Consider the following 24,318-nt stretch of genomic DNA (forward strand, 5'->3'; position numbering starts at 1 on the left):
CTTACATAAAAGTTATGATGTTTTGATCTTATAAGATCATTCCTTTTTTTGGAAGGTAACATTTTGCATGCCACGGGTAAAAAATGATAAGCAATCTACATTAAATATATGCACAGCCAATGTACTACCGCTTCTGGAGCAAGTCGATGCCGATAGCTGAACCGCTTTATGAAAAAGGGGCTCCTCCTCCGCTCGAAGAGGTGAAGGAGGGGCGGGACAGGAACGCATTCAGCAGACCCTCCGGGAGCGATCGAAGGCCTCGTCTGGTTACCCAACATCCATGTTTACCTATAACCCAAATTATTCGCTCCAAGCAGGCTGCGTCTGATATGGACGCGGATTTCCTGGCTTCTTAAAGCTGCTGCCCAGTTTTTACAACCGTAATTTTTTGTTCTGCAATATACCATTCAGACTGTGCTAAAAACATTTCTCTATACAAGGACTCCTTATTTAAAAGTTCATTGTGTGTACCAATTTCTTTTATTTGCCCTTTATCTAAAACTATGATCTTATCCACCCATTTACACATCCCTAATCTATGTGTGAGGATAATAGATGTTTTTCCTTTTGTAATTTCAAAAAAATGTTTATATATCTCATTTTCCGAAATAGGATCTATTGCAGATGTGGGTTCATCTAAAAAAACAATATCAGCATCTCGGAAATATACTCTAGCTAGAGCAGTCTTCTGCCATTGTCCTCCTGACATATCAATACCTTTATTAAACTCAGGACCAAGGCTGGTGTTTGATCCATTTGGAAGTGAATTAACTATGCTCCGAGAGTTGCTTGAATTTAACGCTTGGTTGTAGAGCTCCTCATTATCTATATTTTTTAAATCACCTATTATTACATTCTCTTTAAAACTAAATGGATATTTTCCGTAATTTTGAAATAAAACAGCAATCTTATTTCTTAACGTATCTTTATTATAATCGCTTATTGATAACCCATCATAATATATCGATCCTTCAAGAAATTCATCATATAAACCAAGCAAACATTTAACGATTGTTGTCTTTCCGGAACCGTTATGCCCGACTATTGCGACTCTCTCCCCCTTTTTTATAGAGAAGGTGACGTCTTTTAATATCTTAGAACTTGAATTTATATATTTAAAAGATAGATTGCTTACCACAATTCCCTCCTTTAGCCCACTAAATTCTTCCCCTTGAACCTGTTCCTCTTCTGGCAAATTAAGAACTTCAAAGTAAAGCGGAAGAAACATAAATGTTTGATGTATATGGCTTAAAGAGGCTACGAGCTCGTTAGCACGTCCCTGAATCTGTAGTACAGCCTGTGTTAATAACATAAAAGTACCTACTGATAAGGCTGAACCAGAAGTATTAACTAATATAATGAGCATGATCAATTGAAGCAAATTGATTGATATTTGAATTGAGGATGCAAGCACACTCCTCTTATTCATCAAGTTCACATTCGGTGTTTCTACCCTCCAGAAAACAGCCTTCCATTTTTCCAAGAAAAATTTGTGAAGCTGGAACATTCTGCTTTCGGACATTAACTCACGATTAAAAAACAGCTGAGAATAGTATTCTTTTAATCTCATGTCTTCACTTGTAGTGTTATAAATATTCATCTGTACTTTGTTAAATATATTCGAAATAAAAATGTTTGCGAGGCTAAATAAAACCAGCAAAATAAGGATAGAAAAATGAAGATTTCTTAGTATATAGATCATACCTAAAATAGCTAAGATTGCTTGAAATAAGGTAAGTATACTCGATAATAAAGACACACCAATTTGTGGGATAATATGTCGAACAGTTACGATTTTATTATGAGTTTCCGTATCATCAAGTAAATGAATTTTAATTTTAGATAACTTCTCTTTTAATGAAGTATTTAAGTAGAGACTGTATTTGAGATTCAACTTATTCTCTAGCATATTGTTAGCTAGCATACATATCTGTGCTGAGCAATATAAAACACTTTGAATAAATAAAAGCAAAATAATCACATTAGCTTGTCCACCAGCGAGAGAATTACCCACTTTTTCAGTGTAAACCAACATTAAACTTTGTAGTAGCGGCATAGAAATCGACAAGAGAGTTATCCACAATAAACCAACAAGAGAAACCGCTCTGTAGATTCCTATTATTTTTATAGCAAAAGCTAAATTTTCTCTGATTTTCATTAAATATACGCCTCGATCCTAATGAGACTTGAGTAAATGAGGAGCCTGTAAAGGATATGCTAAAAGAACTCAATTATGCAATTGAGTTCTTTTAGCATATTCACTAAATATGTCTGTCTTTCATCAGCAACCACACTTAGGTGACGGAATAATATACGAGCAACCAGACGGACAGCTAGAGCAGTCAGTCCAAGCTTCGTATCCAAGGCAACTAAGCTTAAATGTACATCTACGTACACAGCAATCAGTAGGACAATTCATATGTTTCACCTCCTCTCATGAAATACGGATATCTAAGAAATCAAGGATTTTGATCGGAATTGCAAATGGTTGACTATAGACTGATAGTGACCTGAATAAGTTCCCATTACCTGTCCTTCTGGCGTTACACGGATTAGGGTTGGAAAGGTATTGACTTTTAAATCATCTAGTACTTTTTCTCCAACTACTAATTGAAATCCAGAAATTTTTTGGACTAACATTAGGTGCTTCTCACGAACACTCTCAGGGACTATTTGAGGAGGATCAAACGATAAAAGAACAATATTTTGCTCAATTTGACTGGAATCATAGTGCGATAATCTAATAAGAGCCTCTTCGCAAGGTTGGCAGCCAATTCCTGTAATCAATATCAGGCTTTCTCTAGTATCACTTAATTTATACGGATAAGTAGTTCCTGCAAGGATGTCCGTTACTATTACACTAGGAAATTCATCATTCTTTTGTAAACCATAATCCAGCGAAAATAGGTTGTTATCCGAATCATTTGGAGTTTGAGCTTTTAATCCATTCATTCTCTCTAATATTTTGTTGTTCACTTTCATTATCTGTAACTGATAATACCCAAAAATTACAATCATAGTAACTAGTAAAAGTGACAATAGTAAAATCATGGTTTCCAATACTATCACCTCCTATTCTATACTTCGAAGAACCATATTGGCCTCTTTAACAAAAAAGTAGGAAAATAATATAGAAATTGATGTTATTTCCATAAGAACTACCTGTTGCAATGAAACTGAAATTGAAGTTGGATAGGCGAAAAGTAAGTAAACTAGCCCCAAGGATAATACAGAGTTTCTTATTGGTATTTCTTTGCTTATGACGTGATTCCCCAAAAGACCCCCGCAATTGCACTTTATCACCATTTTATTTTTGAGTTTTTTTACAATCAATATGCTAAAAATATTTAACATCGAGATAATTGCAATAGATGATACCAGACTATACTTCGGAATAAACAACATGATTGGAAATACTACTTCAGATACAACAACCACTAATGACACAGTGGATAGTATTCTTTTGTCGCGGATGGGTGCGAACTGACCTACAGTATTTACGAATGATTGAAAATTTTTGATCTTAGATAAAAAAGTACTTAAAAAAATTGTTGCAATCATTAATTTAATAAAAAGAACTAAGTCCAACTCCTTCGCCTCACTTCATATAAATTTTTCTCAAATCATCGTAGGCTATATCGTCGCTTTCTGACTATAAGTCTATCACTCAGTTAGGAAACTATCTTCCAAATAAATTTAAGGTTAAGTTAAAATTATTTTTAGTATCGGGAATTGGAAATCAAATTTCGACCTATAAGTTCATCAAGTTTGAATTTTTTACAAAAGTATGGAATAATTAAGCCATACCATTCTATTTTATTCCTTTTTATAGAAAAATTTATATATAAACCTGAACGAAAGGATGATGGTAAATGGAAGTTCTAATGTTTTCAAATAAAATTTCGAATGAGGATCCTATTTTAAAAAGCATTTTTAAAATGTCGGAAATTAACTTAACTCAAATCAACAATCGTGGGAAGCTAAAAGAACTTATTCTAGAACAGCACAGAAAATACATAGCGGTTATTTTAGATTTACAAATTTGCTCAAATGATGATCTTAGTTTCTGGAAGCAACTATTGGATTTATCGCCACTCCCTATCCTTATTTTAAGTTCAGACACCTCAAAGTCATATCATGACATACGACAGCAGAAAGCAACAATACATCTAGCAAAACCTATCACAGATTTTTGTCGGCACATTCATGATGAAGAAAAACAAAAGCAGATTGATGAGTTAGAATTTATCCCGCTTACGAAGGAGGTTTTCTTTAATATCACTGGACATTGCATAAGGAAAGACAATAGATGTACTTCACTATCGAGCACTGAATTTAAATTACTATTTTTATTAGTCAGAAATCGAGGGCAAATATTTAGTTCTCATAAACTTCTAGATCAATTAGATCTTCCAGGACTATCGACATTGTATGTACATATCCAAAATATCAGGTCAAAAATTGAAAAAGATCCACACAATCCAGTAATTTTAATAAATCACAGAGGACGTGGATATTCAGTAAAGACAGAAGCGTAAATAAATACGTAGGGGTTGGTCATAGGGACAAAGATTTCTTTGTATGTTTCGTGGATTATTGCTATCATCATTAAGATATAAGTTGTCCCGTACCTTACATGTATGGCTAGTGTAAGTAATTTGTTCGCCAAAAATTAAAGGAGGATTTTTGAACGTATGAAAAGGATAATAAGCTTCTTCGTAGTTGTTCTCGTTACTAGTGGTATTATAATTGGAACTAGTCCTGGGCTTCTAAAAAGTTTGAAATTAGGCTTAGATCTAAAAGGAGGATTTGAAGTTTTATATGAAGCAGAACCTTTAGATCATGGACAGGAAGTGACTGGGCAATCATTAATTCAAACTGCTCAAAGCCTGGAGCGACGAATAAATATACTGGGGACGTCCGAACCAGAAATCACCACTGAGGGGAACAATCGTATACGTGTCCGTATTGCCGATGTTGCAAACGAAACCGAAGTACGTGAAATGCTAAAAAAACCTGCTGAACTTACTTTCCGAAGTTCAGTTGAAGGCGATAAACCTGATGAATACTCAAAAATAGAACTAAGAGGTAATGACTTTGTAGAAAATGGTGCCCAGGTAGGTTTTGATACTCTAAATCAACCAGAAGTTAGTATTAAAGTTAAGGATAAAGAGAAATTTGCTGAAATCACTAAACGGTTATTGGGGAAAAAAATGGCTATTTACCTGGATGACCGGTTACTGTCGGCTCCCGAGGTAAGGCAAACAATTAGTGATGGTAATGCTTCAATAAGTGGAAATTACACCCGAGAAGAAGCGAATGAGTTAGCCGAAACTATAAATTTAGGCTCTATCCCCTTGAAGCTTACTGAAAAATATTCTCAGAGTGTAGGTGCAAGTCTTGGACAACTCTCCTTAAACCAAACAATAAAGGCTGGCTTGATTGGTTCTTTCATCATTTTAATTTTTATGGTTTTTATGTTTCAGGCTCCTGGCCTTATCGCAAGTTTTTGTTTAATTGTTCATACTTGGCTTGTCTTAGCAATATTCTATCTCGGTGATTTTGTGCTTACTCTTCCAGGCATTGCAGCTTTTGTGCTTGGAATTGGAATGGCTGTCGACGCAAATATCATTACATATGAAAGAATCAAGGAAGAAATGCGTTCCGGTAAGACTATACGATCTTCAGTCGTAGCTGGCAGCAAGACCTCCTTCCGCACCGTAATGGATGCGAACGTTACAACCATTATTGCTGGTGGCGTAATGTTCTTCTTAGGAACAGGTGGGGTTAGAGGCTTTGCCTTGGTATTGATTATTGATATTGTTGTAAGTATCCTAACCAATATTGTATTTTCTCGTTATTTATTGAACCTACTAGTTAAAGCCAATGTACTTAACAAAGCCAAGTATTTCGGAGTTAAGGAGAGTGACATACGTGCGCTTTAACTGGGAGTGGAATTACATGAAGGCTAGCAAATATTTTTACGGATTTTCAATTTTGTTGGCTATGGTGGGGGTTATTTGTTTATCTATTTTTGGTCCAAATTATGGCGTGGATTTTCGCTCTGGATCAAATGTTGAGGTGAATTTGACTAAAGAGGTAAGTCAAGAACAGATTCATTCTCTACTGGTTGCACAAGGGATCGGAGAAAATATAGATTTAACGCAGGGGAATGAACGTTTTAGCATTCGTTTTTCCAAAGTGTTAACCGACCAACAGATCAATGGATTAAAGAACTCCTTTAATGAACAATTAGATAATGGAGCTTCTTTTGAAGTGAATACCGTAGATACAGAAATGGCTAAAGAACTAGAACGCAATGCCATCTACGCTGTCCTTGCTGCCTGTGTAGTGATCGCAGTATTTGTGTCCATTCGTTTTGAATGGCGTTTTGCAATAGCCGCTATAATATCACTGCTGCACGATGCAATATTAGTAATCAGTATATTCACAATTTTCAGGCTGGAAATTGATCTAACCTTTATTACAGCCGTATTGACTATCGTAGGTTTTTCAATCAATGATACAATCGTTATATTTGATCGTATTCGCGAAAATCTCCGCTTTTCGAAAAATAAATCAAAAAATAACTTAACTCGAATCGTCAACCTTAGTATTGAACAGACTATGACACGTTCGTTGGCAACTGTCTTCACAGTTTTTATAGCGTCTGTATGCTTGCTAATATTCGGTGGTGCCTCTATTCGCATGTTTTCGTTCGCTATGGTAATAGGCTTAGTTTTTGGTGCTTATTCTTCAATTTTTATTGCTAGCCCCATATGGCTGTTTTTGAAATCAAAGCAAAAACCAAAGATTCCAGCGGTAAATACGAAGTAAGCAGCTTCTGACCTGAACTTCCGTACTTGTATTAGGCTCGTTTCATATAACCATAAGCAACCGGTAAGAAACTGCACCCTATTTGTTAGAAATAACTAACAATAGGATGCAGTTTTTTTCCTAAAATATACGTGCATACCACCGTTCGCAGTCCTGTTCTTGTCGGGCTTTGGAAACCTGTCATTTATCTTCCTATGAGAATCCTGCGGATATGGACATGAGCATGGTGCCGACCATGAGCTGATCCATCTGAAACGGAAAGATTTATGGCATTATTTTTGATTGCGGCAACCGGCACATTATCGAAATACCCACTTCATGTCACTGTTATTTTTACATTGTAAATGGTTCCCACAAAAAATCATGCTACTCCAGCCAAACATTCTGGAAGTCGATCCAGCCGAGCGGATTCAGGCTTACGCCTCGGACGGAAGGATGCATATAGGTACTGGTCCGACGATGGTGCAGGAAGATGACCGTTGCCTCATCCCGAACGTAGTCTTCAATTTCCTTTAAATGCATGCGTCTTTGATCCGTGGATTCGGCCGCAACCGCCTCATCAATCCGGCCGGTGATCCATTTTTTTCGCTCTTCGTCGAAATAAGAATGCATAATGTAATCCCGATGCTCGTAAGCCTCGACTTCGCATACTTCGTCTTCCTGGAAGACAAGCCCCGAAACACAGAAGTCCGCGTCGGACCACGATTCATAATCCACCACTTTGGCAGAGATCCCCCATTCGGTGAGCCTGTTCATGATCCACAAGCCGTCTTCGCTATATTTGGGGTGGAAAGCTAAACGAAGAACCTCCCCGGCGTAGCCCGACTCTTCCAATGCCCTGCGAATACGTTCGGGCCTCATGGGTTCAACCGTATGGGAACGGCTGGTTTCGGGACGGAACCCAAAAGCAGGCAGCACCCGTTCGCCGCCGAGATCTGCAACCATTTCTCCGGGATGAAGGATCATCTTCACCACTCTCCGCAAGGCTTCGGACTGCTGGAGACCGTCGCGGGAAACGTTCCAGATCAACATGGTGCAGCCCTGGCACAACTTCTCGATTTCCTGCCAGGCCTCCTCCTTAGCATAGGAGTACATTCGCAGCGTATCCATGCTGTGATGAAGCTTTGCATTTCCCTCCATTTCCTGGACGCAGTCCCCCGGTATGATCACGATATCTACACGATCCAGGTAAGGCCGGCCCTGAAAATAAGCATCAAAGGCGGCAAGCTCAATTCGTTCTGTTGTCGAGGAAATCAACCTGAAGGCCCCCGTTCCCAGCGGGAGGCTCCAATAATCCCCCTCCTCCATGCCGGCAAATCCGTAGGGAAGAATGGAGGCTGCCGCCGAGCACATGAAGCGGTCAAAGACCCGGTTAGGCCGGCTAAGCTTCACACGCAGTGCCCGGGGACCCATCGTCTCAATACCTTCGACTCCTCGCATCAGCCAGCTATTGGCCGTTCCGTTCTGAAGCCGCTCAAGCGTAAATTGCACATCCCGGGAGGTAAGTTCCTGGCCATTATGGAAACGCACCCCTTTGCGCAGATGAAACGTCCATTCCGTTGCACAGTCATTGGAGCTCCAGGCATGGGCTAACATGGGCACAATCGTGCCCTGCTGCACATCAAACCTGAGTAATCGGTCAAAAGTTTGGCGGATCAAATGCGAATCAAACGAATACAAAAGCTCGGCGGGATCAAGCGTCAACGGCGGTTTCAATACCGGAAACATGAGTATATCCTGAGAATGCTGCCCTTCTTCCGCTTCCCCTTTTTTATAACCGAATTGCTTATCCAGCCATTCCAGAAACTTTGGCTTGGCCAACGTTCCGGTGGCATGGGTTCCGATCAGATCAAATGCCCGCTTATAATTCCCCTGTTCAGCCAGGTTTTGTGAGAACTCGATCAAGTAGGCCTCTTTGTCCACCTTAAAGGCAATTCTGGACCGGTTCCCCCTTCCTCGACCAGGTAACCAAACGATAAGCTGCTCACTCTGGAGCTTTGCAAGAATGAGTTTGGCATTACGCGGGGTGCAATAAAGTGCTTCGGACAGCTGCTCCAGCTTTACTTCTACAGGGTCTCCCAGTTCCGTATTTTTACCGAAATGCTCGAACAGCAGCAAATATCTCTCATCCAGCAGCGTGCTCCCCCCTTTCGTTCACATGTAAAAACGTCTATCGATGTACTTTCACAGAAGAAAAACCGCATCTTCAATAAAAGAGGAAATCCATTGGAGCAAGTATACGCTTTTTATCCCCTTTTGAATAGAGCATAATGGAGTTAGACAAAAACAAACAAAAAAAACCATCATGAGAACTGGTGTTTGAGGAGGATAAACATGCTGGAACAAGATTATATAAACGAAAAGTTGATGGAATACCGGCAAGCCCGGCAGACGCGGAAATACGGTTTAACCGGGGAACCGGCGCCGAGCACAGCCGAGCCAAATAAGCTTTTCCCCGCCAAACAAACTTCATGGGTTTTATCGGTATGGGTGAGCCTGGGGAAACGGAAAAGCGGAAAACCGTCCCTTTGAGGAGACGGTTTTTTTCGTTAAAGGAATGTTTAACAACCAAACCAACTAAGCCAATTCCTGCGAATAGCAGGAAACCCGCTAGGCACCCTCTCGATATAGAACGTCACAAGGCATTATTCATCGGTTGAGTCTCTATCACTTATCGCGGTCAAAATACGAACTTCGCTTGATACACGATGACGGCTTGGCCCGCCACTCGGACGGAAACAGGTCTGCCAGCATGAAGCAGAACCTCCACCTCGACTATCCCAGGTCTCCCCATAGTCTCTCCCTGCATACTCCGAAAACGAAAAGAGGACCCGGAAGGTCTGATGAGCTGATGCAAGGCCAAATAAGGGCCTAACGGACCGTTGGCATTGCCGGTCACGGGATCCTCGTTGATACCAATTGCCGGCGCGAACATCCTACCTTCCACCAGAACATCGTTGTTTCCCTCAGCCATTGTAAACACATAGTACCCGTTGCAGCTGATGGATTTGCTTAGCTGCGATAGTGCTTCGTAGTTAGGTGCGATTTGATTCAGGTTGTCCTTGCATTTTAATGGGATCATTACTTTCGAGTGCCCTGTAGAAACGATTTGTACTGGAGCATCAGCTATTAGATCCTCTTCCGATAATTTCAGAGCACCTAAAAGCTGCGCTTTGTTCTCTCCCTCTATGACCGGGCCAAAATCAATGGCCCCTTGTTCCATCACGATTTTATAATCGTGATTCTCGCGAACGATGTCGACCGGCAAAATCCCTGCCCCTGTCTTGTGCAATACCCTTGTCGATTCCAGCTGCAGTTCGGTCGCCCGAGCATAATGAGCCGCTATGGTTGCATGGCCGCAGATCGGCACCTCCACTATGGGTGTAAAGAAACGAATATGAACGTCATAATCGGGACGGTCGGATGCAAATATAAACGCCGTTTCCGAATTGTTCACTTCTCTTGCGATGTGCTGCATTTCAGCTTCCGACAGACCGTCCGCGTTGACGACAACCCCTGCTGGATTCCCGGTAAACTTATCCTTGGTGAACGAATCGATCTGATAATAACGATATTCTCTCTTCACGCCGCTCCGCTCCTCTCTGCCTTCAACCGCTTCGGTCTCAGATTAACTAGAACAATACTGGCAACAACCAATACAAATCCGGCTATAAACTCTGGCGTCACGGCTTCTCCTGAAAATAGGATACTGGTTATTGTTGCGGTCATCAGGATTAGAAATGTGAATGCACTCATCTCCCATTGTTTATCGATTTACACTCATGATACAATTTCGTTAATCATAAATGAAATGAATGTAAATGAGATTAAGGACTGGTTAACGTCTAGGGTCATTGATGTCGGATGGATTATCCCCCCTAACGAACAGTACGATGTCATTCCGTTTTATAAAGATGAGATGTGTTTGCTTATAAGAGACGACCACCCGCTTCAACTTCGCAGCCAAATTGGTATAACAGATTTACACAACGAACCGTTAATATTGTGCAAGGGCGAATTTGACCCTCCTGTTTATGAGCTGTTTCAACGTTACGATACTTCTCTTAACGCAGCATTCGATCTGCACAATGTAAATGCCGCGTTACGCATGGTACAGGAGGGGCTTGGCACGGCCATCGTCTCCAGGATTTCGTTGTCGTTGTCGATATTACCGCCCAATGTACGAATTCGTCCGCTTGAACCCAAACCCGTTCGTGACATTCAGCTCGCGGTCCCCTTGTTGGCCAACGCGCCGAAAGCGGTTAAGCTTTTTATCCAGGTTGCTCAAGAACTCCATACTTCAAAACCATTGCCAACAATCTTCAATAGGTGAGCATCCCGGCAAAGCTAAATTCACTTTTGACTTGTTATGGAAAGTTGTTGAGAAGGAGCAGACATGTAATTCTAATATCTCAGATCGTGCTAGTGTCAATTACGAATCGATACTTCACATCTGAAGCTAATACGCGTTCGTAGGCTTCGTCAATTTGGTCGGCTGAAATCACTTCGATTTTAGGGGAAATGTTGTGTTTTGCACAGAACTCCAACATCTCCTGCGTCTCGCGGATGCCTCCTATCATTGAACCTGCAAATGAACGGCGATGTCCGATAAGGGACATCACATTTAATGACAACGGCTCCCCTGGAGCACCAACATTAACCAAAGTGCCGTCAAGAGTGAGCAGTGAAAAATAAGCATCCATGTCGATTTTTGCGCTTACTGTGTTAATAATCAAGTCAAAGGAGCCAGCAAGTCTCTCGAATGTCTCTGGGTCGCTTGTGGCATAGTAGTGGTCTGCGCCCAATTGCAAGCCATCGTCTTTTTTCTTTAATGATTGTGACAGAACGGTGACCTCCGCACCCATGGCATGTGCAATTTGGACAGCCATATGACCAAGTCCGCCCATACCAACAACCGCCACTTTTTTGCCTGGACCCGCTCCCCAATGGTTTAATGGTGAAAATGTCGTAATGCCGGCGCAAAGCAATGGTGCTGCTGCGTCAAGCTCAATGTTGTCAGGAATTCTGACTACGAAGTTCTCGGTTACGACAATGTGAGTGGAATAGCCACCTTGAGTAGGCTCTCCGTATTTGTCAACACCAGCGTATGTTGGGATATTTCCTTTAAGACAGTATTGTTCTTCTCCTTTACGGCAGTTCTCACATTCGCCACAGGAATCAACCATACATCCGACCCCTACCCGGTCACCTACCTTGTACTTTGTCACCTCTGCCCCTACATCCGCGACAATTCCCGCAATCTCATGTCCAGGTACGAGCGGATAGTTCACAGGTCCCCATTCGCCGTGCGCAGTATGGATGTCAGAATGGCATATGCCGGCATATTTAATTTCAATCAGCACATCATGCGAATCAAGATCACGTCTATTAATTTCTGCAGCTCGAAACGGTTTGTCCGGACCATCAACAGCTCTTGCTTTGGCAGTTATCATTATATAAATCCTCCTACATGGTAGAATAAAAGCTACGATTGATGCATTCTCGACATCTGTCTATAATTTATAATATAAAGATGAGTGAATCAAGGCATATAAATCGTTAATTAAATCAATTTTATTGTTTAAACAACAAATCAAGAAAAATTGTCGACTAACTCAGGGAAGGTAGGGTTTAACAACATGGCCAAAGTGGATAGAAGAATAGTTAGAACTCAGGAAGCCATTAAAAAAGCATTTCTTGAATTGATGTCAGAAAAAAGCTTTGACAGCATGACCATTCAGGATATTTCTTACAGGGCCAATATTAACCGTGCAACAGTTTATCTTCATTATTTGGATAAATTTGATCTGTTGGATAAGATCATTGAAGAACATATCAAGAATATGAGTGATTTGTGTGAGGCAGAAGCCGATATGGATTGGATCGAATCGACTGTACACTGTATGGAATATCTGGCAAATAACTATTTGTTTTTTTCGACGATGCTGGCGAGTGGAGGAGCTCCCTATTTTCGCAGCCGGTTTGTTCAGCATAATATCGAAGAGTTCAAAAAAGACGTGGACGTAACGAAAGGTAAAAACTCAGGTCAAAATGAAGATGTCGTTGTTGAATTTGTAGCAAATGCTTATGTTGGTGTAGTGGAATGGTGGCTAAAAAATGGGATGCCTTATCCCCCGCAGGAAATAGCGCAAAAAGTGGGGGAACTTTTAGAAAGGAACTTATAATATTAGGAAGTTTTCCGTTTCAACGCAGATTGCAACTTCCTGCAGCACCTTGATCAGGATCTGATATTGCCGATCTACCGCGATATGATTGCCGATAGACGCATAAATACTTATGAAGGCAAAGTGTGCTTCTTCCGCCTGTGTTCCCGACTACATATCTCCTGATACCACCCTTTGCCAGCCGCTGTCAGAACGGAATGGGTCTTGCAGCAGCTAGCCGATTTAGCCAGAGAGGACGGGATCACGGAGGAGGAAGCTCTCCATAAACACCTTTTGGGCAGACAACCTCTGCAGCGTTTTGTGGAGACGTCTGAGGTTGCTGCAGCTGCCATCTATCTTGCCTCCGATGCAGCCGCTTCTATAACCGGTCAAACGCTGAGCGTATCCGCGGGTGTGTAATATTTGCGGAGTTTTTCAAAGTACCTATGCTTATGTCGTCGCACATTTCGCCAGCTTCTCCTCAGTTCCGGTACCGGCCATCGGCGTATAGACACAGCAGTGAAAGTCCTCGTTGCCGTTGATATGGCCAAAGGTGTTGATTTCAAAGGATAATGCACCAAAGTCCGGGTGATTCAGCAGAAAAGGCTGCGCCTTCTTCTCTTTGACATCTTGACGATCCCATAGCGCCGAAAATTCCGTACTTTTCTCGGAAAGCCTTTGGGCAAACTCCTCATACCACGCGTCCCCCTTCGATTGCCCATAATACGAGCGGAGGATGGCAGCACTGTATCCGGCAAACTCTTCCCAGTTCAAGACGCGGTCCCGCAAATACGGGTTCATGAAGAGAGACCAGGTCATGTTGCGGCCCATCGCAGGGTCTTCCAGAAAGTCATACAGAAGGCGGGGCGCCTGGCGATTCCAGGCGATGATTTCGGTACGGCGATTGACAATGATGGCGGGATACAGCAGTTGGTCAATGATCTTCTGCAATCCCGGTTCAATCGGTGAGGGAAGCACTTGTTCGGGCCAGTCCGGCAGATCGCCAAATCCCGATAGCCGCATGACATGCAGCTTCTCGTCGGGGGACAGGAGCAGCGCTCTGGCGATATTCTCCATTACTTCCCTGGAAGCAGTCACGTCTCTTCCCTGCTCCAGCCACGTGTACCACGTGGTGCTGACATTCGCGATTTCCGCCACTTCCTCCCTGCGAAGTCCGGGCGTTCTCCTTCTGCCGTATCCCCCGCTGATGCCGACATCCGCCGGCTGAAGCCTTTCCCTGCGCGATTTTAAAAATTCCCCGAGCAAATTCCGGGTTTGTGTCATAAAAAAGCTGCACCTCCGAGATGGCGTTCATCAAATATTTAAATGTTACCATCCATACCGCTCAAAAGAAAGCCTCTCGTCCGCCTGATGGCGGACAAGAGGCTTTAAATCGTGGCAGATACACATTTTGATGGGTTCTGATGTTACCTGTTGTTCATACTGTTCTCCGTTATTCGTTATCCCATCTGCAGCACCAGCTTGCCCGACGTCTGCCGGCTCTCGAGCAGTCGGTGCGCATCAGATGCGTACTCCATTGGATATATACCGTACACCTCCGAGCGGACATCCCCGCTGGCGAGCAGCTGCAGCGCTTCTCTCGCCGCCTGTCCCACCGACTCCGGATCATATACGGCATATGCCCCCAGGTTAAATCCGGCGATGTTCATGTTGCCCAGCCAAATATCATTCGTAGCATGCATCAATTCGCCGCCGCTGGCATTGCCCAAGGCGATCATTTGCCCCAGCGGCTTCAGGAGCTCCAGGCTGCGAGACCTTGTCTCCCCGCCGACCGGGTCAAAAACGGCGTCAACTCCCTGCACTCCCACAATCTGTTTGATTACATCCACAAAATCCGAACGCAGCAGCAGTTCGTCATATCCAAGTGAGGCAGCCAGCTTGATCTTATCCGATGAGCCAACCGTTCCCAGCACTGTACCTGCACCAAACCGCTTGGCGATTTGCCCAAGAAAGCTGCCCAATCCGCCTGCAGCAGCATGAACCAGAACGGTGTCTCCTTCCTTCATCCGGTTCACATGCTTGACTGCCATATAGGCCGTAGTCAGGTTGACAATGGAGGCAGCAGCCTCGGGCATCTTCACATCACCTCCAAGCTCATCAAGTGGTACCGTAAGTTGCGGCGTTACTCTAGCCTGAGTGGCGTAACCACCAAGCTCAAGCAGCTTCATGGAAGCGACCGGCTGGCCGATCCTAAATCCCTGAACGCCCTCTCCTATTGAACGGACATATCCGGACACTTCAAGTCCAGGGATCACCGGAAATGGAAACAACTCCGTAAACTCGCCTTTGCGGATCAATATATCCACAAGCCCGACGCCTGCATACGCCACATCTACAATCATCTCCCCGTATCTTGGCGCAAGATCCGGCATTTCCTTTATCTGCAGTACCTCGGCTCCGCCTGCTCTTTCAATAACAATCGATTTCATCTTGAGAACCTCCTCGATAGATTAACTATGGGGTTATCTTACCAAGGGGGTGCGGAGTCAGACAGGTTTGGGTTATACGGGTATAAAAGGTAACAGGCTACTCCTGCGGTTTTAATTAATTAGTAAAGACACTCCCTATTCATTCAGATCTATATGTATATCGTTTTCAAGGCACAAGGAAGGACTGAATATTTTCTTTGTCGAAATATTTACAAAATTTGGTTTGTGTGCTATGTTTGTTTTGTAAGCGCTACCATGAGTTGATACATGATGTTATTGTTCATCCTATTTCAGATGGAAAGGAAAGATGGTAATGAAACATTGGCTCAAAAAGGCAAGCGCAATGATGGTGGCATGTACTCTGCTGTTTGGATGGTTTGGATTGATGGCAGCGCCTGTTCATGCAGACACCGCACTTTTCACGATTGAAAGCGAAGATGCACAGCTCTCCTCCGATCTCCAAGTGGTGACTGAAATTTACGGACAACCCAAGCCCGGCTACTCCGGGAGCGGGTTTGTCTGGATGCAGAATTCCGGCACAATCACTTTTACTGTGACCGTCCCGGAAACCGGCATGTATGCGATCTCCACCCGCTATATGCAGGAGTTGAGTCCTGACGGCAGGCTTCAATATTTAACAGTTAACGGTGTTACCAAGGGTTCGTATATGCTGCCCTACACAACCGAGTGGTCGAATTTCGATTTTGGCTTTCATAAGCTGAAGCAAGGAAGCAACACCATCCAACTGAAGGCCGGTTGGGGATTCGCTTATTTTGACACCTTCACTGTGGATTATGCCGATCTTGATCCCCTGGATGTGCAGCCTGTCCTCACCGATTCTCAAGCTACACCGGAAACGCAGACTTTGATGAATTATTTAACAGAGGTTTACGGCAACCATATGATCTCCGGCCAGCAGGAGATTTATGGTGGCGGAAATAACGGCAATTATGAGCTGGAGTTTGATTGGATCCACAATTTAACCGGAAAGTACCCGGCAATCCGCGGATTCGATTTGATGAACTATAATCCGTTGTACGGTTGGGAGGACGGCACAACTGACCGGATGATCGATTGGGTGAATAACCGGGGCGGGATCGCGACTGCCAGCTGGCATATCAATGTGCCCCGAGATTTCAACGCCTATCAGCTCGGGGAGTTTGTAGATTGGAAGAACGCCACCTACAAGCCGACGGAAACCAATTTTAATACAGCCAATGCGGTGGTTCCCGGTACGAAAGAGTATCAATACGTAATGATGACCATTGAGGATTTGGCGGAACAGCTGCAGATTCTGCAAAACAACAATGTGCCGGTTATTTTCCGTCCCTATCATGAGGCGGAGGGCAACGGCGGGTTGAATGGGGAAGGCGCCTGGTTCTGGTGGGCTTCGGCAGGTGCGGAGGTGTACAAACAGCTGTGGGATCTGCTCTATACCGAACTTACGGAGACGTATGGCCTGCATAACTTGATCTGGACCTACAACAGCTACGTGTATAACACTTCCCCCGCATGGTATCCCGGCGACGATCAGGTAGATATTGTCGGTTATGATAAATACAATACGATCTACAACCGCCATGACGGTTTGTCCGGCGTGCCCAATGAGGATGCCATTACTTCGATTTTCTATCAGCTTGTTGATTTAACCGACGGCACGAAAATGGTAGCCATGACGGAGAATGACACCGTCCCAAGCGTACAGAATCTGACAGAGGAAAAAGCGGGCTGGCTCTACTTCTGCCCCTGGTATGGCGAGCATCTCATGAGCTCTGCCTTTAATTATCCGGACACTCTGAAAACGCTTTATCAAAGTAATTATGTAATCACGTTGGATGAGTTGCCCGATTTAAAGGGGGACAATCCTACCCCAAGTGCTGCGATTACGCCTGTGAATGCAACATATGATAAAGTGGAGAATCCAGGGCAGGATATTTCCGTATCCCTTACTTTAAACGGACACCAGCTTGCAAGCATAACGAATGGAAATTATACGCTTGCATCGGGCCAGGATTATACGAAATCAAGCGCTGCTGTCGTTCTGAGCAAATCCTATCTTTCCACGCTGCCGCTGGGCCAGAATGCGCTAACCTTTCATTTCAGCGGAGGAAAAAACGCTGTTCTTACAGTAAATGTAGTGGACGGCGGTGTTCATCTACCTGCGGGAGACCTGACGGTCCAATCCTTTAACGGCAACACGAGTGCCTCCACCAACGGAATTTCACCCAAATTCAAAGTAGTCAACACCGGTGATTCGGCGATTCAGTTAAGTGACGTAAAACTCCGTTATTACTACACGATTGACGGGGAAAATGCACAGAGTTTCTGGTGCGACTGGGCCAGCATCGGGAGTGCGAATGTAACCAGCAAATTCGTTAAACTGGCGACTCCAGTTGCCGGAGCCGATTATGTTCTGGAAATGGGCTTTACGGGTTCGGCTGGAACGCTGAATCCCGGCGAGAGCGCAGAAATTCAAGCACGGTTCTCCAAAAGCAACTGGTCCAATTACAACCAGGCTGACGATTACTCATTTAAGGCTTCCAACAGTCAATACGTGAACAATGAACAGGTTACCGGGTATATGAACGGTCAGCTTGCATGGGGGATTGAGCCGTAAAGAGGTAAGAAAAAAGGGTTGGATCGGGGGTTATCCCCTGCTCCAACCCTTTTGTTGTGTTAGGCAAGACAATGTGTCAGGTAATTAAAAACTCTGGAACCCGTTTTGTTGATTTTATTGGGTTTGTCGTAGCGAAACTTTTAGATTAGCCGAACATCCCATGATATCATGGGAGTAATAAACGCAAGTTGTTTGGGAATCGTTGCAAAGTATGCTGCAAAATAAGAGTGTAAGTACATTACATTAATTCACCGTCTTAATCTCCAGGCCGTGACCGTGACATTTAAAGTTATAGTTGGGGTTTTTCATAACCTCTTCTTTCTGAAGTTCATACATGGCTAGTTTATAGTTTATTTCTTCCAAGTGTTTTTGACTTTCGTCAATTTTCTTCTGAACTTCCAATTTATGCTGCCTCAACATCTCCTCTCTTTGCAAATAGGTGCTATTTCCCGATTCATAAAGTTCCTTGTAATCCTTGATTTTTGAAAGAGGCATTCCTGTCTCTTTGAGACAACGAATAAAAGAAATCCAATCTATTTGTTGTTGGTTATAAACTCTACGGCCTTTTTCGTCACGAGATATACTTGGTAATATCCCCTGCTCTTCATAAAATCGAAGTGTCTTTGCAGATACATTTAAATTTTCCACTACATATGTCATTGAATACAACATCTATTTGTCCCACCTTTAGTTACAGTTACTGTAACTAAATATATATCATAAAGAGAATGAAAGCACAACAATTCTATATATAATCATATAAAAATTAATCCTGGACATACTGTAACGGTAACCAAGTACACTGAAATAGAAAAGAAAATATGATAGCGAGGTTACAGAAATGAATCAAAAATACAGTAAGTTATTTGAATCCTTCACATTCAGAAGTGGAATAACAATGAAGAATAGAATTGTTATGGCACCTATGACCACCTGGTCAAGTAATGACGATCTTACCATTTCGGATGACGAAGTAAAGTATTACAAACAAAGAGTGAATGGAGTAGGACTCGTCATTACAGGGTGTACTCATGTTACACCTAATGGGCAGGGTTTTACGAATGAATTCGCTGGGTACAATGATGAATTCACTCCAAGTTTACGAAAATTAGCTGAAGCTGCGAAAAGTGGAGGCTCTCCTGCGATCCTACAGATTTTTCATGCTGGCAATAAAGCTTTGCCCGATTTGGATGCAGTTAGTGCGAGTGCATTGCAACCCGAAATTACTAATTTAGGTTCAACGCCAGAAACAAGAGAACTATCACATGAGGAGATTTTGTCGATTGTACGTGCTTTTGGAGATACAACAAGACGAGCGATTGAAGCCGGATTTGATGGCGTCGAAATTCATGGGGCACATGGATTTTTAATTCAAAACTTCTGGTCGCCAGCAACGAATCAACGGACGGACCAATGGGGAGGATCACTTGAAAATCGCTTGCGTTTTCCATTGGCGATTATTAACGAAATCAAAAATGTCATTGAAAAACATGCTGCAAAACCATTTATGATTGGTTTCCGGCTTTCCCCTGAAGAATCCCACAAAGTGGACGGATTACGTATGAAAGACACGTATGAATTAATTGATTTCCTTGTTGAACAGGATTTAGATTATATTCATGCTTCATTAGATAATGTGTCTTCAAAACCAGTAGACAGTCAAGATGAAAAAACACGGCTTGAATTAATTCTTGAAAGAGCAAACGGTAAAGTACCTGTGCTGGCTGCTGGTTCCATACTAACACCGGATGATGCTCTTCAAGCTGCGGAATTAGGATTGCCGCTAGTTGCCATTGGGCATGCGTTAATTATGGATCCTACTTGGGTTGAAAAGGTCGCAAATGGTCGTGAAGCCGAGATAGATTCTGAGTTGAACGTTTCGAAACTCAACCAGCTTAATATTCCAGAAAAACTTTGGAATGTCATTCAAACAATGCCAGGCTGGTTTAATATCGGAAAATAAAAAAGTAGCCCTAAAGGCTACTCAGATTGACGAAAAACCCGAGTCTTTTATGAGACTTCGGGTTTCTTTTGCTGATTCTAAGGTGCCCCGCCCATCCGTAGTTCGGTAGGGCAATTCTTGCTGTTGCGGACACACATACCGCGTATATTTCGATCTTGAAGGCCTTTGCAAATAGGGGTCGTTAAATAACCTGAATTAGGCTACTGCTCCAGAATATTGTTGCGTTAAACTGCCCATTAGCTTAACCAAGGGGCGCCAGTCTAACACTTTATTTTCTTCGGACAAGGACGTATTGAGCGAAAATAAAGTCGTATCAAAAGACAGGGACAAGATCAGGCTAAAGGGTCAGAAATAGCCTGGGTAAAAGCCGAGTAAATGTCAGGAAATAATCCTGCATTCGCTCGACTCTGATACTACTTTTAATGGCTCGCTACAAGTTTAATTTGCTCGGAACGACTTTATTTCCGTTGCACAGGACGGTTTCGCTACTTAAAATAATTACTCTACCGTCACGCTCTTCGCCAGGTTACGAGGTTTATCCACGTCATGACCCAACGCGAGAGAAGCGTAGTATGCCAGCAGTTGAAGCGTTACGACCGAAAGCGCAGCCGTTAGAACTGGCAGAGTTTTCGGAATCACAATCACATGGTCTACGGATTTCAGCAGCTCGGCAGCGTGCTCTTCATAGGAGATTGCGAGCACCTCGGCACCGCGTGCTTTTACTTCCTTGATGTTGCTCAATGTTTTCTCCATCACAGCTTCCTGGGTGATCAGAGAAATGACAGGAACGCCATCTTCAATCAATGCCAGCGTGCCGTGTTTCAGTTCGCCAGCAGCATAAGCCTCGGAATGAATGTAGGAGATCTCCTTCAGCTTCAGAGAGCCCTCCTGCACTACAGCGTAGTCCTGGCCACGGCCGATAAAGAACAAATGCTTGTGCTTCGCAATTTGCTCAGCATAAGACTTAATCGTATCGGCTTGGCCCAGCATCGCTTCCACCTGTTCAGGCAGAGCTTCCATTGCCGCCAGTACATGAGCAACTTCTTCTTTAGTCATCGTACCGCGAACTTGCGCAAGGTACAGGCCAAACAGATAGAAAGCAATGAGCTGGGAAGTATATGCTTTCGTCGACGCTACCGCAATTTCAGGACCTGCCAGCGTGACAAGCACGTCGTCCGCATCGCGGGCGATGGAGCTGCCAACCACATTAGTTATAGCGAGCACATGCGCTCCGTTCGCCTGCGCTTCACGCAGTGCTGCCAACGTATCAGCGGTTTCGCCCGATTGGCTGACCACAATCACAAGTGTTTCCGGCGTGATGATTGGCGAACGGTAACGGTATTCGGAAGCCACATCATTCTCAACAGGAATGCGGGCGAACTGCTCGATTACCGTACGGCCGATCAGACCGGCATTATACGCTGTACCACAGGCAACAATCTGGATGTTGCGGATATTTTTGATCTGCTCGGCAGACAGCTTCAGCTCCGGCAGAACGGCTTGATGATTGGCATGATCGATACGTCCAAGCATCGTGTCCCGGTAAGCTCGTGGCTGCTCATGAATTTCCTTCAGCATGAAATGCTCATAACCGCCTTTTTCAGCAGTCACGGCATCCCAATCGACATGAATCATTTCCCGAGCAATAAAGTTTCCTTCGATCGTCAACAGTTCGACAGCATCCTTTGTAAGCACAGCCATCTCACCGTCTTCGAGAATGTATACATTACGTGTATATTTCAAAATAGCGGGAATATCAGAACCAATGAAATTTTCGCCTTCCCCTACACCGATGACCAGCGGGCTAGCCTGACGAACCGCAACCAGTTTGTCCGGCTCATATTCAGTCAATACCCCCAGTGCAAATGCTCCCCGCATATGGGTGATAGCTTTCTGTACCGCTTTGATGATGTCACCCTGGTATTCACGTGCGATCAGGTGAGATACGATTTCCGTATCCGTTTCGGACAGGAACGTGTGTCCTTCCTTCATCAGTTCCTCTTTGAGCTCCAGGTAATTCTCGATAATCCCGTTATGAACAACCGAGAATTTCCGGCTTTCATCCATATGCGGATGGGAGTTGACGTCAGAAGGCTTACCGTGTGTAGCCCAGCGTGTGTGTCCGATACCGGCGCTGCCGATCAGCGGAGTTCCTTCCAGCTTGGCTTCCAGGTTGGCGAGGCGCCCTTTGGACTTGGCAACTTTGAGACCTTCATTCGTAAATACGGCGATTCCCGCCGAATCATACCCACGGTATTCCAGCTTGCTCAAGCCATCCAGCAAAATTTCCTGTGTATTCTTATCCCCAATATACCCTACAATACCACACATGTTCGATTTCCTCCGATCATCATTTCAACAGAACGGGACCTGGAAAAAGAGCATACGGTGCATGCGGGAAAAAAGTTCATTATGAAGTTGTCAAAGAAAATCGGCATCGACAAATAAAAATCTTCACGAATGTCACGTTTTCCCGTGCTGCACAGCTGCTGATGGCCGCACATTCATGAAATGAATTCATAATTTTATAATTTAGTGGCATCTTACCGGTTCGTTGTAAAAATGGTCGCCCATCTCTTTTCCGAAAACCGATTTACGGTTGGATGCATCACCGGGAGGTCCCCGCCGAACATTTCGAACACCTCCACCTCGTCAGCTTGTTATGCCGTGAACCTCAGTTCCCCCGCGCATAAATGCAAGCTCTGGCGCTTAGTGGTTGTAAACCTCACTGCCCTCGCTTTCTATTCTTAAGTCAAAATACTAATACATTATATGCATGTCTATGTCGATTTGGCAATGGTTTTTGTACCCTTCCCAAACCGAATTTCTTTCACATGGATACCCGTGCCCGTAGCGTTCGAATCAAAAGGATGCTCTGCAGCGCTCCGGGCACAGGTTTGCTTGCACCTTTACACGAGCTCTTTTTTCACAACTTCGGCAATTTCTTCAACATAACGCTCAAGTTCTGCCTTGTCAGGGCCCTCTGCCATAACGCGAATCAACGATTCCGTGCCGGAGGGACGAACAAGCACGCGCCCATTGTCGCCGAGCTTCTGCTCAACCTTCTGAATCGCTTCCGCGATGGCCGCATTGCCCGGGTAATTGCTTTTATCCTGCACACGGACGTTAACCAGCACCTGAGGATATTGCTTCATCAAGGATTTCAGCTCACTGAGCTTCTTGCCTGACGCCACAAGGGTACCCACCAGTTGAATGGCAGTCAGCATTCCGTCGCCTGTCGTATTATAATCCAGGAAAATCACGTGCCCGGACTGCTCTCCACCCAGATTGTAGCCGCCGCGACGCATTTCCTCCATGACATAGCGGTCGCCAACGGCCGTTTTCGCCGTTTTCAGAGAAAGCTTCTCAGCCGCTTTATAGAAGCCGATATTGCTCATGACCGTAGATACGATCGTGCTATCCTTCAGCTTGCCGGCACGGTTCATGGCATCTCCACAAATGCAAAGAATGAAGTCCCCGTCTACCTCTGCCCCATTTTCATCAATGGCGATCAGTCGGTCCGCGTCCCCGTCAAAAGCAAGCCCGATATCCGCTTTCTGGCGGAGAACCTCTTCCTTTAGCTTCTCCGGATGCGTGGACCCGCAGTGGTCGTTAATATTCAAGCCGTCTGGCTCCGCTCCGATTGCGATGACCTCCGCGCCCAGTTCTGCAAAAAGCTTGGGAGCAAGCTCGTAAGCCGCACCGTTGGCACAGTCTAGAACAACTTTAAGCCCTTTAAAGGAGTTGGAAACCGTCGTCTTCAGGTAATCCAGATACAGGTAACGGGATTTATCATCCACTGTAACTGCCCCCAAACCACTTCCTACAGGACGAGGCAGTCGGTCTTCGTCAGCATCCATCAGTGCTTCGATCTTCAGCTCCGTCTCATCCGACAGTTTGAAGCCATCCCCTCCAAAAAACTTGATCCCATTATCCTCCACCGGATTATGGGAAGCGGAAATCATCACGCCCGCATCCGCCTTAAGCATGCGTGTTAAATAAGCAACTCCTGGTGTAGAAACCACCCCGAGCCGGATGACATTCGCTCCAATGGACAGCAGGCCGGCCACCAGTGCCGATTCCAGCATCAAACCCGAAATCCGGGTGTCCATGCCGATCACCACCGTAGGCTTCTCTACATTTCCTGCCAGCACATATCCGCCGCAGCGTCCGATGCTGTAAGCGAGTTCCGCCGTCAGCTCTTTATTTGCTATACCTCTGACGCCGTCTGTTCCAAAGTATTTTCCCATTATGATGACTCCCTCTTTAATATATATCTGCTTTATT

The 24,318-nt window shown here is 44.2% G+C and carries 20 protein-coding genes; 9 read left to right on the top strand and 11 right to left on the bottom strand.

What is annotated here, in order from left to right; translation table 11 throughout:
- Positions 1-352: 352 nt before the first annotated feature.
- From ACE41H_RS20655 to ACE41H_RS20665, 3 genes are all read right to left on the bottom strand, one after another.
- On the bottom strand, positions 353-2,158 hold the full coding sequence (locus ACE41H_RS20655; RefSeq protein WP_375357453.1) for an ABC transporter ATP-binding protein: 1,806 nt from the start codon (positions 2,156-2,158) through the stop codon (positions 353-355).
- 293 nt (positions 2,159-2,451) lie between these two features.
- Positions 2,452-3,060 (bottom strand): hypothetical protein, encoded by a 609-nt coding sequence (locus tag ACE41H_RS20660; RefSeq protein WP_375357454.1) that lies wholly within the window; start codon positions 3,058-3,060, stop codon positions 2,452-2,454.
- 12 nt (positions 3,061-3,072) lie between these two features.
- Positions 3,073-3,588: a MauE/DoxX family redox-associated membrane protein gene (locus ACE41H_RS20665; protein ID WP_375357455.1), complete on the bottom strand. Its 516-nt coding sequence runs from the start codon at positions 3,586-3,588 to the stop codon at positions 3,073-3,075.
- Positions 3,589-3,872: 284 nt separating this feature from the next.
- Here ACE41H_RS20665 and ACE41H_RS20670 point away from each other — a divergent pair, with 284 nt between their 5' ends.
- The 3 genes from ACE41H_RS20670 (at position 3,873) to secF (ending at position 6,837) form a co-directional block, all read left to right on the top strand.
- Positions 3,873-4,538, top strand: coding sequence for a winged helix-turn-helix domain-containing protein (locus ACE41H_RS20670; protein WP_375357456.1), 666 nt, complete (start codon positions 3,873-3,875; stop codon positions 4,536-4,538).
- A 156-nt stretch (positions 4,539-4,694) separates the two neighbouring features.
- Complete coding sequence (gene secD / locus ACE41H_RS20675) at positions 4,695-5,945, top strand: protein translocase subunit SecD (protein WP_375357457.1); 1,251 nt, start codon at positions 4,695-4,697, stop codon at positions 5,943-5,945.
- Positions 5,935-6,837, top strand: a complete 903-nt coding sequence (gene secF, locus ACE41H_RS20680; RefSeq protein WP_375357458.1) for a protein translocase subunit SecF — start codon at positions 5,935-5,937, stop codon at positions 6,835-6,837. Before secD ends, secF begins: the two co-directional genes overlap by 11 nt.
- A gap of 366 nt (positions 6,838-7,203) precedes the next feature.
- Here the strand turns inward: secF and ACE41H_RS20685 are convergent, their stop codons facing one another.
- Positions 7,204-8,955 (bottom strand): SgrR family transcriptional regulator, encoded by a 1,752-nt coding sequence (locus tag ACE41H_RS20685; RefSeq protein ID WP_375357459.1) that lies wholly within the window; start codon positions 8,953-8,955, stop codon positions 7,204-7,206.
- Between the two features lie 216 nt (positions 8,956-9,171).
- Here ACE41H_RS20685 and ACE41H_RS20690 point away from each other — a divergent pair, with 216 nt between their 5' ends.
- The gene (locus tag ACE41H_RS20690) at positions 9,172-9,369 is read left to right on the top strand and encodes a hypothetical protein (protein ID WP_375357460.1); all 198 of its coding nucleotides are present in this window, start codon (positions 9,172-9,174) and stop codon (positions 9,367-9,369) included.
- Between the two features lie 148 nt (positions 9,370-9,517).
- Here ACE41H_RS20690 and ACE41H_RS20695 read toward each other — a convergent pair whose 3' ends face one another.
- The gene (locus ACE41H_RS20695; protein ID WP_375357461.1) at positions 9,518-10,423 is read right to left on the bottom strand and encodes a PhzF family isomerase; all 906 of its coding nucleotides are present in this window, start codon (positions 10,421-10,423) and stop codon (positions 9,518-9,520) included.
- Positions 10,424-10,579: 156 nt separating this feature from the next.
- On the opposite strand from ACE41H_RS20695, the gene ACE41H_RS20700 reads away from it, so the two are divergent.
- Positions 10,580-11,170 carry a LysR family transcriptional regulator substrate-binding protein gene (locus ACE41H_RS20700; RefSeq protein ID WP_375357462.1) on the top strand — a complete coding sequence of 197 codons (591 nt, stop codon included), beginning with the start codon at positions 10,580-10,582 and terminating at the stop codon, positions 11,168-11,170.
- A gap of 79 nt (positions 11,171-11,249) precedes the next feature.
- Here ACE41H_RS20700 and ACE41H_RS20705 read toward each other — a convergent pair whose 3' ends face one another.
- Complete coding sequence (locus tag ACE41H_RS20705) at positions 11,250-12,290, bottom strand: NAD(P)-dependent alcohol dehydrogenase (protein WP_375357463.1); 1,041 nt, start codon at positions 12,288-12,290, stop codon at positions 11,250-11,252.
- Positions 12,291-12,476: 186 nt separating this feature from the next.
- Here ACE41H_RS20705 and ACE41H_RS20710 point away from each other — a divergent pair, with 186 nt between their 5' ends.
- The gene (locus tag ACE41H_RS20710) at positions 12,477-13,022 is read left to right on the top strand and encodes a TetR/AcrR family transcriptional regulator C-terminal domain-containing protein (protein WP_375357464.1); all 546 of its coding nucleotides are present in this window, start codon (positions 12,477-12,479) and stop codon (positions 13,020-13,022) included.
- A gap of 174 nt (positions 13,023-13,196) precedes the next feature.
- A complete protein-coding gene (locus ACE41H_RS20715; RefSeq protein WP_375357465.1) occupies positions 13,197-13,421 on the top strand; it encodes an SDR family oxidoreductase in 225 nt (74 codons plus the stop codon).
- A gap of 30 nt (positions 13,422-13,451) precedes the next feature.
- Here ACE41H_RS20715 and ACE41H_RS20720 read toward each other — a convergent pair whose 3' ends face one another.
- Together ACE41H_RS20720 and ACE41H_RS20725 are read right to left on the bottom strand one after the other, a co-directional pair.
- Complete coding sequence (locus ACE41H_RS20720) at positions 13,452-14,285, bottom strand: helix-turn-helix transcriptional regulator (RefSeq protein WP_375357466.1); 834 nt, start codon at positions 14,283-14,285, stop codon at positions 13,452-13,454.
- 176 nt (positions 14,286-14,461) lie between these two features.
- Positions 14,462-15,451 (bottom strand): quinone oxidoreductase family protein, encoded by a 990-nt coding sequence (locus ACE41H_RS20725; protein WP_375357467.1) that lies wholly within the window; start codon positions 15,449-15,451, stop codon positions 14,462-14,464.
- Positions 15,452-15,764: 313 nt separating this feature from the next.
- On the opposite strand from ACE41H_RS20725, the gene ACE41H_RS20730 reads away from it, so the two are divergent.
- Positions 15,765-18,068: a glycosyl hydrolase gene (locus tag ACE41H_RS20730; RefSeq protein WP_375357468.1), complete on the top strand. Its 2,304-nt coding sequence runs from the start codon at positions 15,765-15,767 to the stop codon at positions 18,066-18,068.
- 243 nt (positions 18,069-18,311) lie between these two features.
- On the opposite strand, the gene ACE41H_RS20735 is transcribed toward ACE41H_RS20730, so the two are convergent.
- Positions 18,312-18,740 carry a MerR family transcriptional regulator gene (locus ACE41H_RS20735; protein WP_375357469.1) on the bottom strand — a complete coding sequence of 143 codons (429 nt, stop codon included), beginning with the start codon at positions 18,738-18,740 and terminating at the stop codon, positions 18,312-18,314.
- Between the two features lie 169 nt (positions 18,741-18,909).
- Between ACE41H_RS20735 and ACE41H_RS20740 the strand changes: the two genes are divergently transcribed.
- Positions 18,910-20,031: an NADH-dependent flavin oxidoreductase gene (locus ACE41H_RS20740; protein WP_375357470.1), complete on the top strand. Its 1,122-nt coding sequence runs from the start codon at positions 18,910-18,912 to the stop codon at positions 20,029-20,031.
- Between the two features lie 498 nt (positions 20,032-20,529).
- On the opposite strand, the gene glmS is transcribed toward ACE41H_RS20740, so the two are convergent.
- Together glmS and glmM are read right to left on the bottom strand one after the other, a co-directional pair.
- On the bottom strand, positions 20,530-22,362 hold the full coding sequence (gene glmS, locus ACE41H_RS20745; RefSeq protein WP_375357471.1) for a glutamine--fructose-6-phosphate transaminase (isomerizing): 1,833 nt from the start codon (positions 22,360-22,362) through the stop codon (positions 20,530-20,532).
- Between the two features lie 578 nt (positions 22,363-22,940).
- Entirely contained in the window at positions 22,941-24,281 is a 1,341-nt protein-coding gene (gene glmM, locus ACE41H_RS20750) for a phosphoglucosamine mutase (protein ID WP_375357472.1), read from the bottom strand.
- Positions 24,282-24,318: the final 37 nt, after the last annotated feature.

It is taken from the genome of Paenibacillus enshidis (assembly GCF_042136365.1).
In the GTDB taxonomy this organism is placed as follows: domain Bacteria; phylum Bacillota; class Bacilli; order Paenibacillales; family Paenibacillaceae; genus Paenibacillus; species Paenibacillus enshidis.

What these genes read in the sequence shown, in the direction of transcription:
- ACE41H_RS20710 (WP_375357464.1), top strand. Translation starts at nt 12,477, where the DNA reads ATGGCCAAAGTGGATAGAAGAATAGTTAGAACTCAGGAAGCCATTAAA.
- ACE41H_RS20670 (WP_375357456.1), top strand. Translation starts at nt 3,873, where the DNA reads ATGGAAGTTCTAATGTTTTCAAATAAAATTTCGAATGAGGATCCTATT.
- ACE41H_RS20655 (WP_375357453.1), bottom strand. Translation starts at nt 2,158, where the DNA reads ATGAAAATCAGAGAAAATTTAGCTTTTGCTATAAAAATAATAGGAATC.
- glmM (WP_375357472.1), bottom strand. Translation starts at nt 24,281, where the DNA reads ATGGGAAAATACTTTGGAACAGACGGCGTCAGAGGTATAGCAAATAAA.
- ACE41H_RS20690 (WP_375357460.1), top strand. Translation starts at nt 9,172, where the DNA reads ATGCTGGAACAAGATTATATAAACGAAAAGTTGATGGAATACCGGCAA.
- ACE41H_RS20735 (WP_375357469.1), bottom strand. Translation starts at nt 18,740, where the DNA reads ATGTTGTATTCAATGACATATGTAGTGGAAAATTTAAATGTATCTGCA.
- secD (WP_375357457.1), top strand. Translation starts at nt 4,695, where the DNA reads ATGAAAAGGATAATAAGCTTCTTCGTAGTTGTTCTCGTTACTAGTGGT.
- ACE41H_RS20720 (WP_375357466.1), bottom strand. Translation starts at nt 14,285, where the DNA reads ATGACACAAACCCGGAATTTGCTCGGGGAATTTTTAAAATCGCGCAGG.
- glmS (WP_375357471.1), bottom strand. Translation starts at nt 22,362, where the DNA reads ATGTGTGGTATTGTAGGGTATATTGGGGATAAGAATACACAGGAAATT.
- ACE41H_RS20725 (WP_375357467.1), bottom strand. Translation starts at nt 15,451, where the DNA reads ATGAAATCGATTGTTATTGAAAGAGCAGGCGGAGCCGAGGTACTGCAG.
- ACE41H_RS20740 (WP_375357470.1), top strand. Translation starts at nt 18,910, where the DNA reads ATGAATCAAAAATACAGTAAGTTATTTGAATCCTTCACATTCAGAAGT.
- ACE41H_RS20730 (WP_375357468.1), top strand. Translation starts at nt 15,765, where the DNA reads ATGAAACATTGGCTCAAAAAGGCAAGCGCAATGATGGTGGCATGTACT.
- ACE41H_RS20705 (WP_375357463.1), bottom strand. Translation starts at nt 12,290, where the DNA reads ATGATAACTGCCAAAGCAAGAGCTGTTGATGGTCCGGACAAACCGTTT.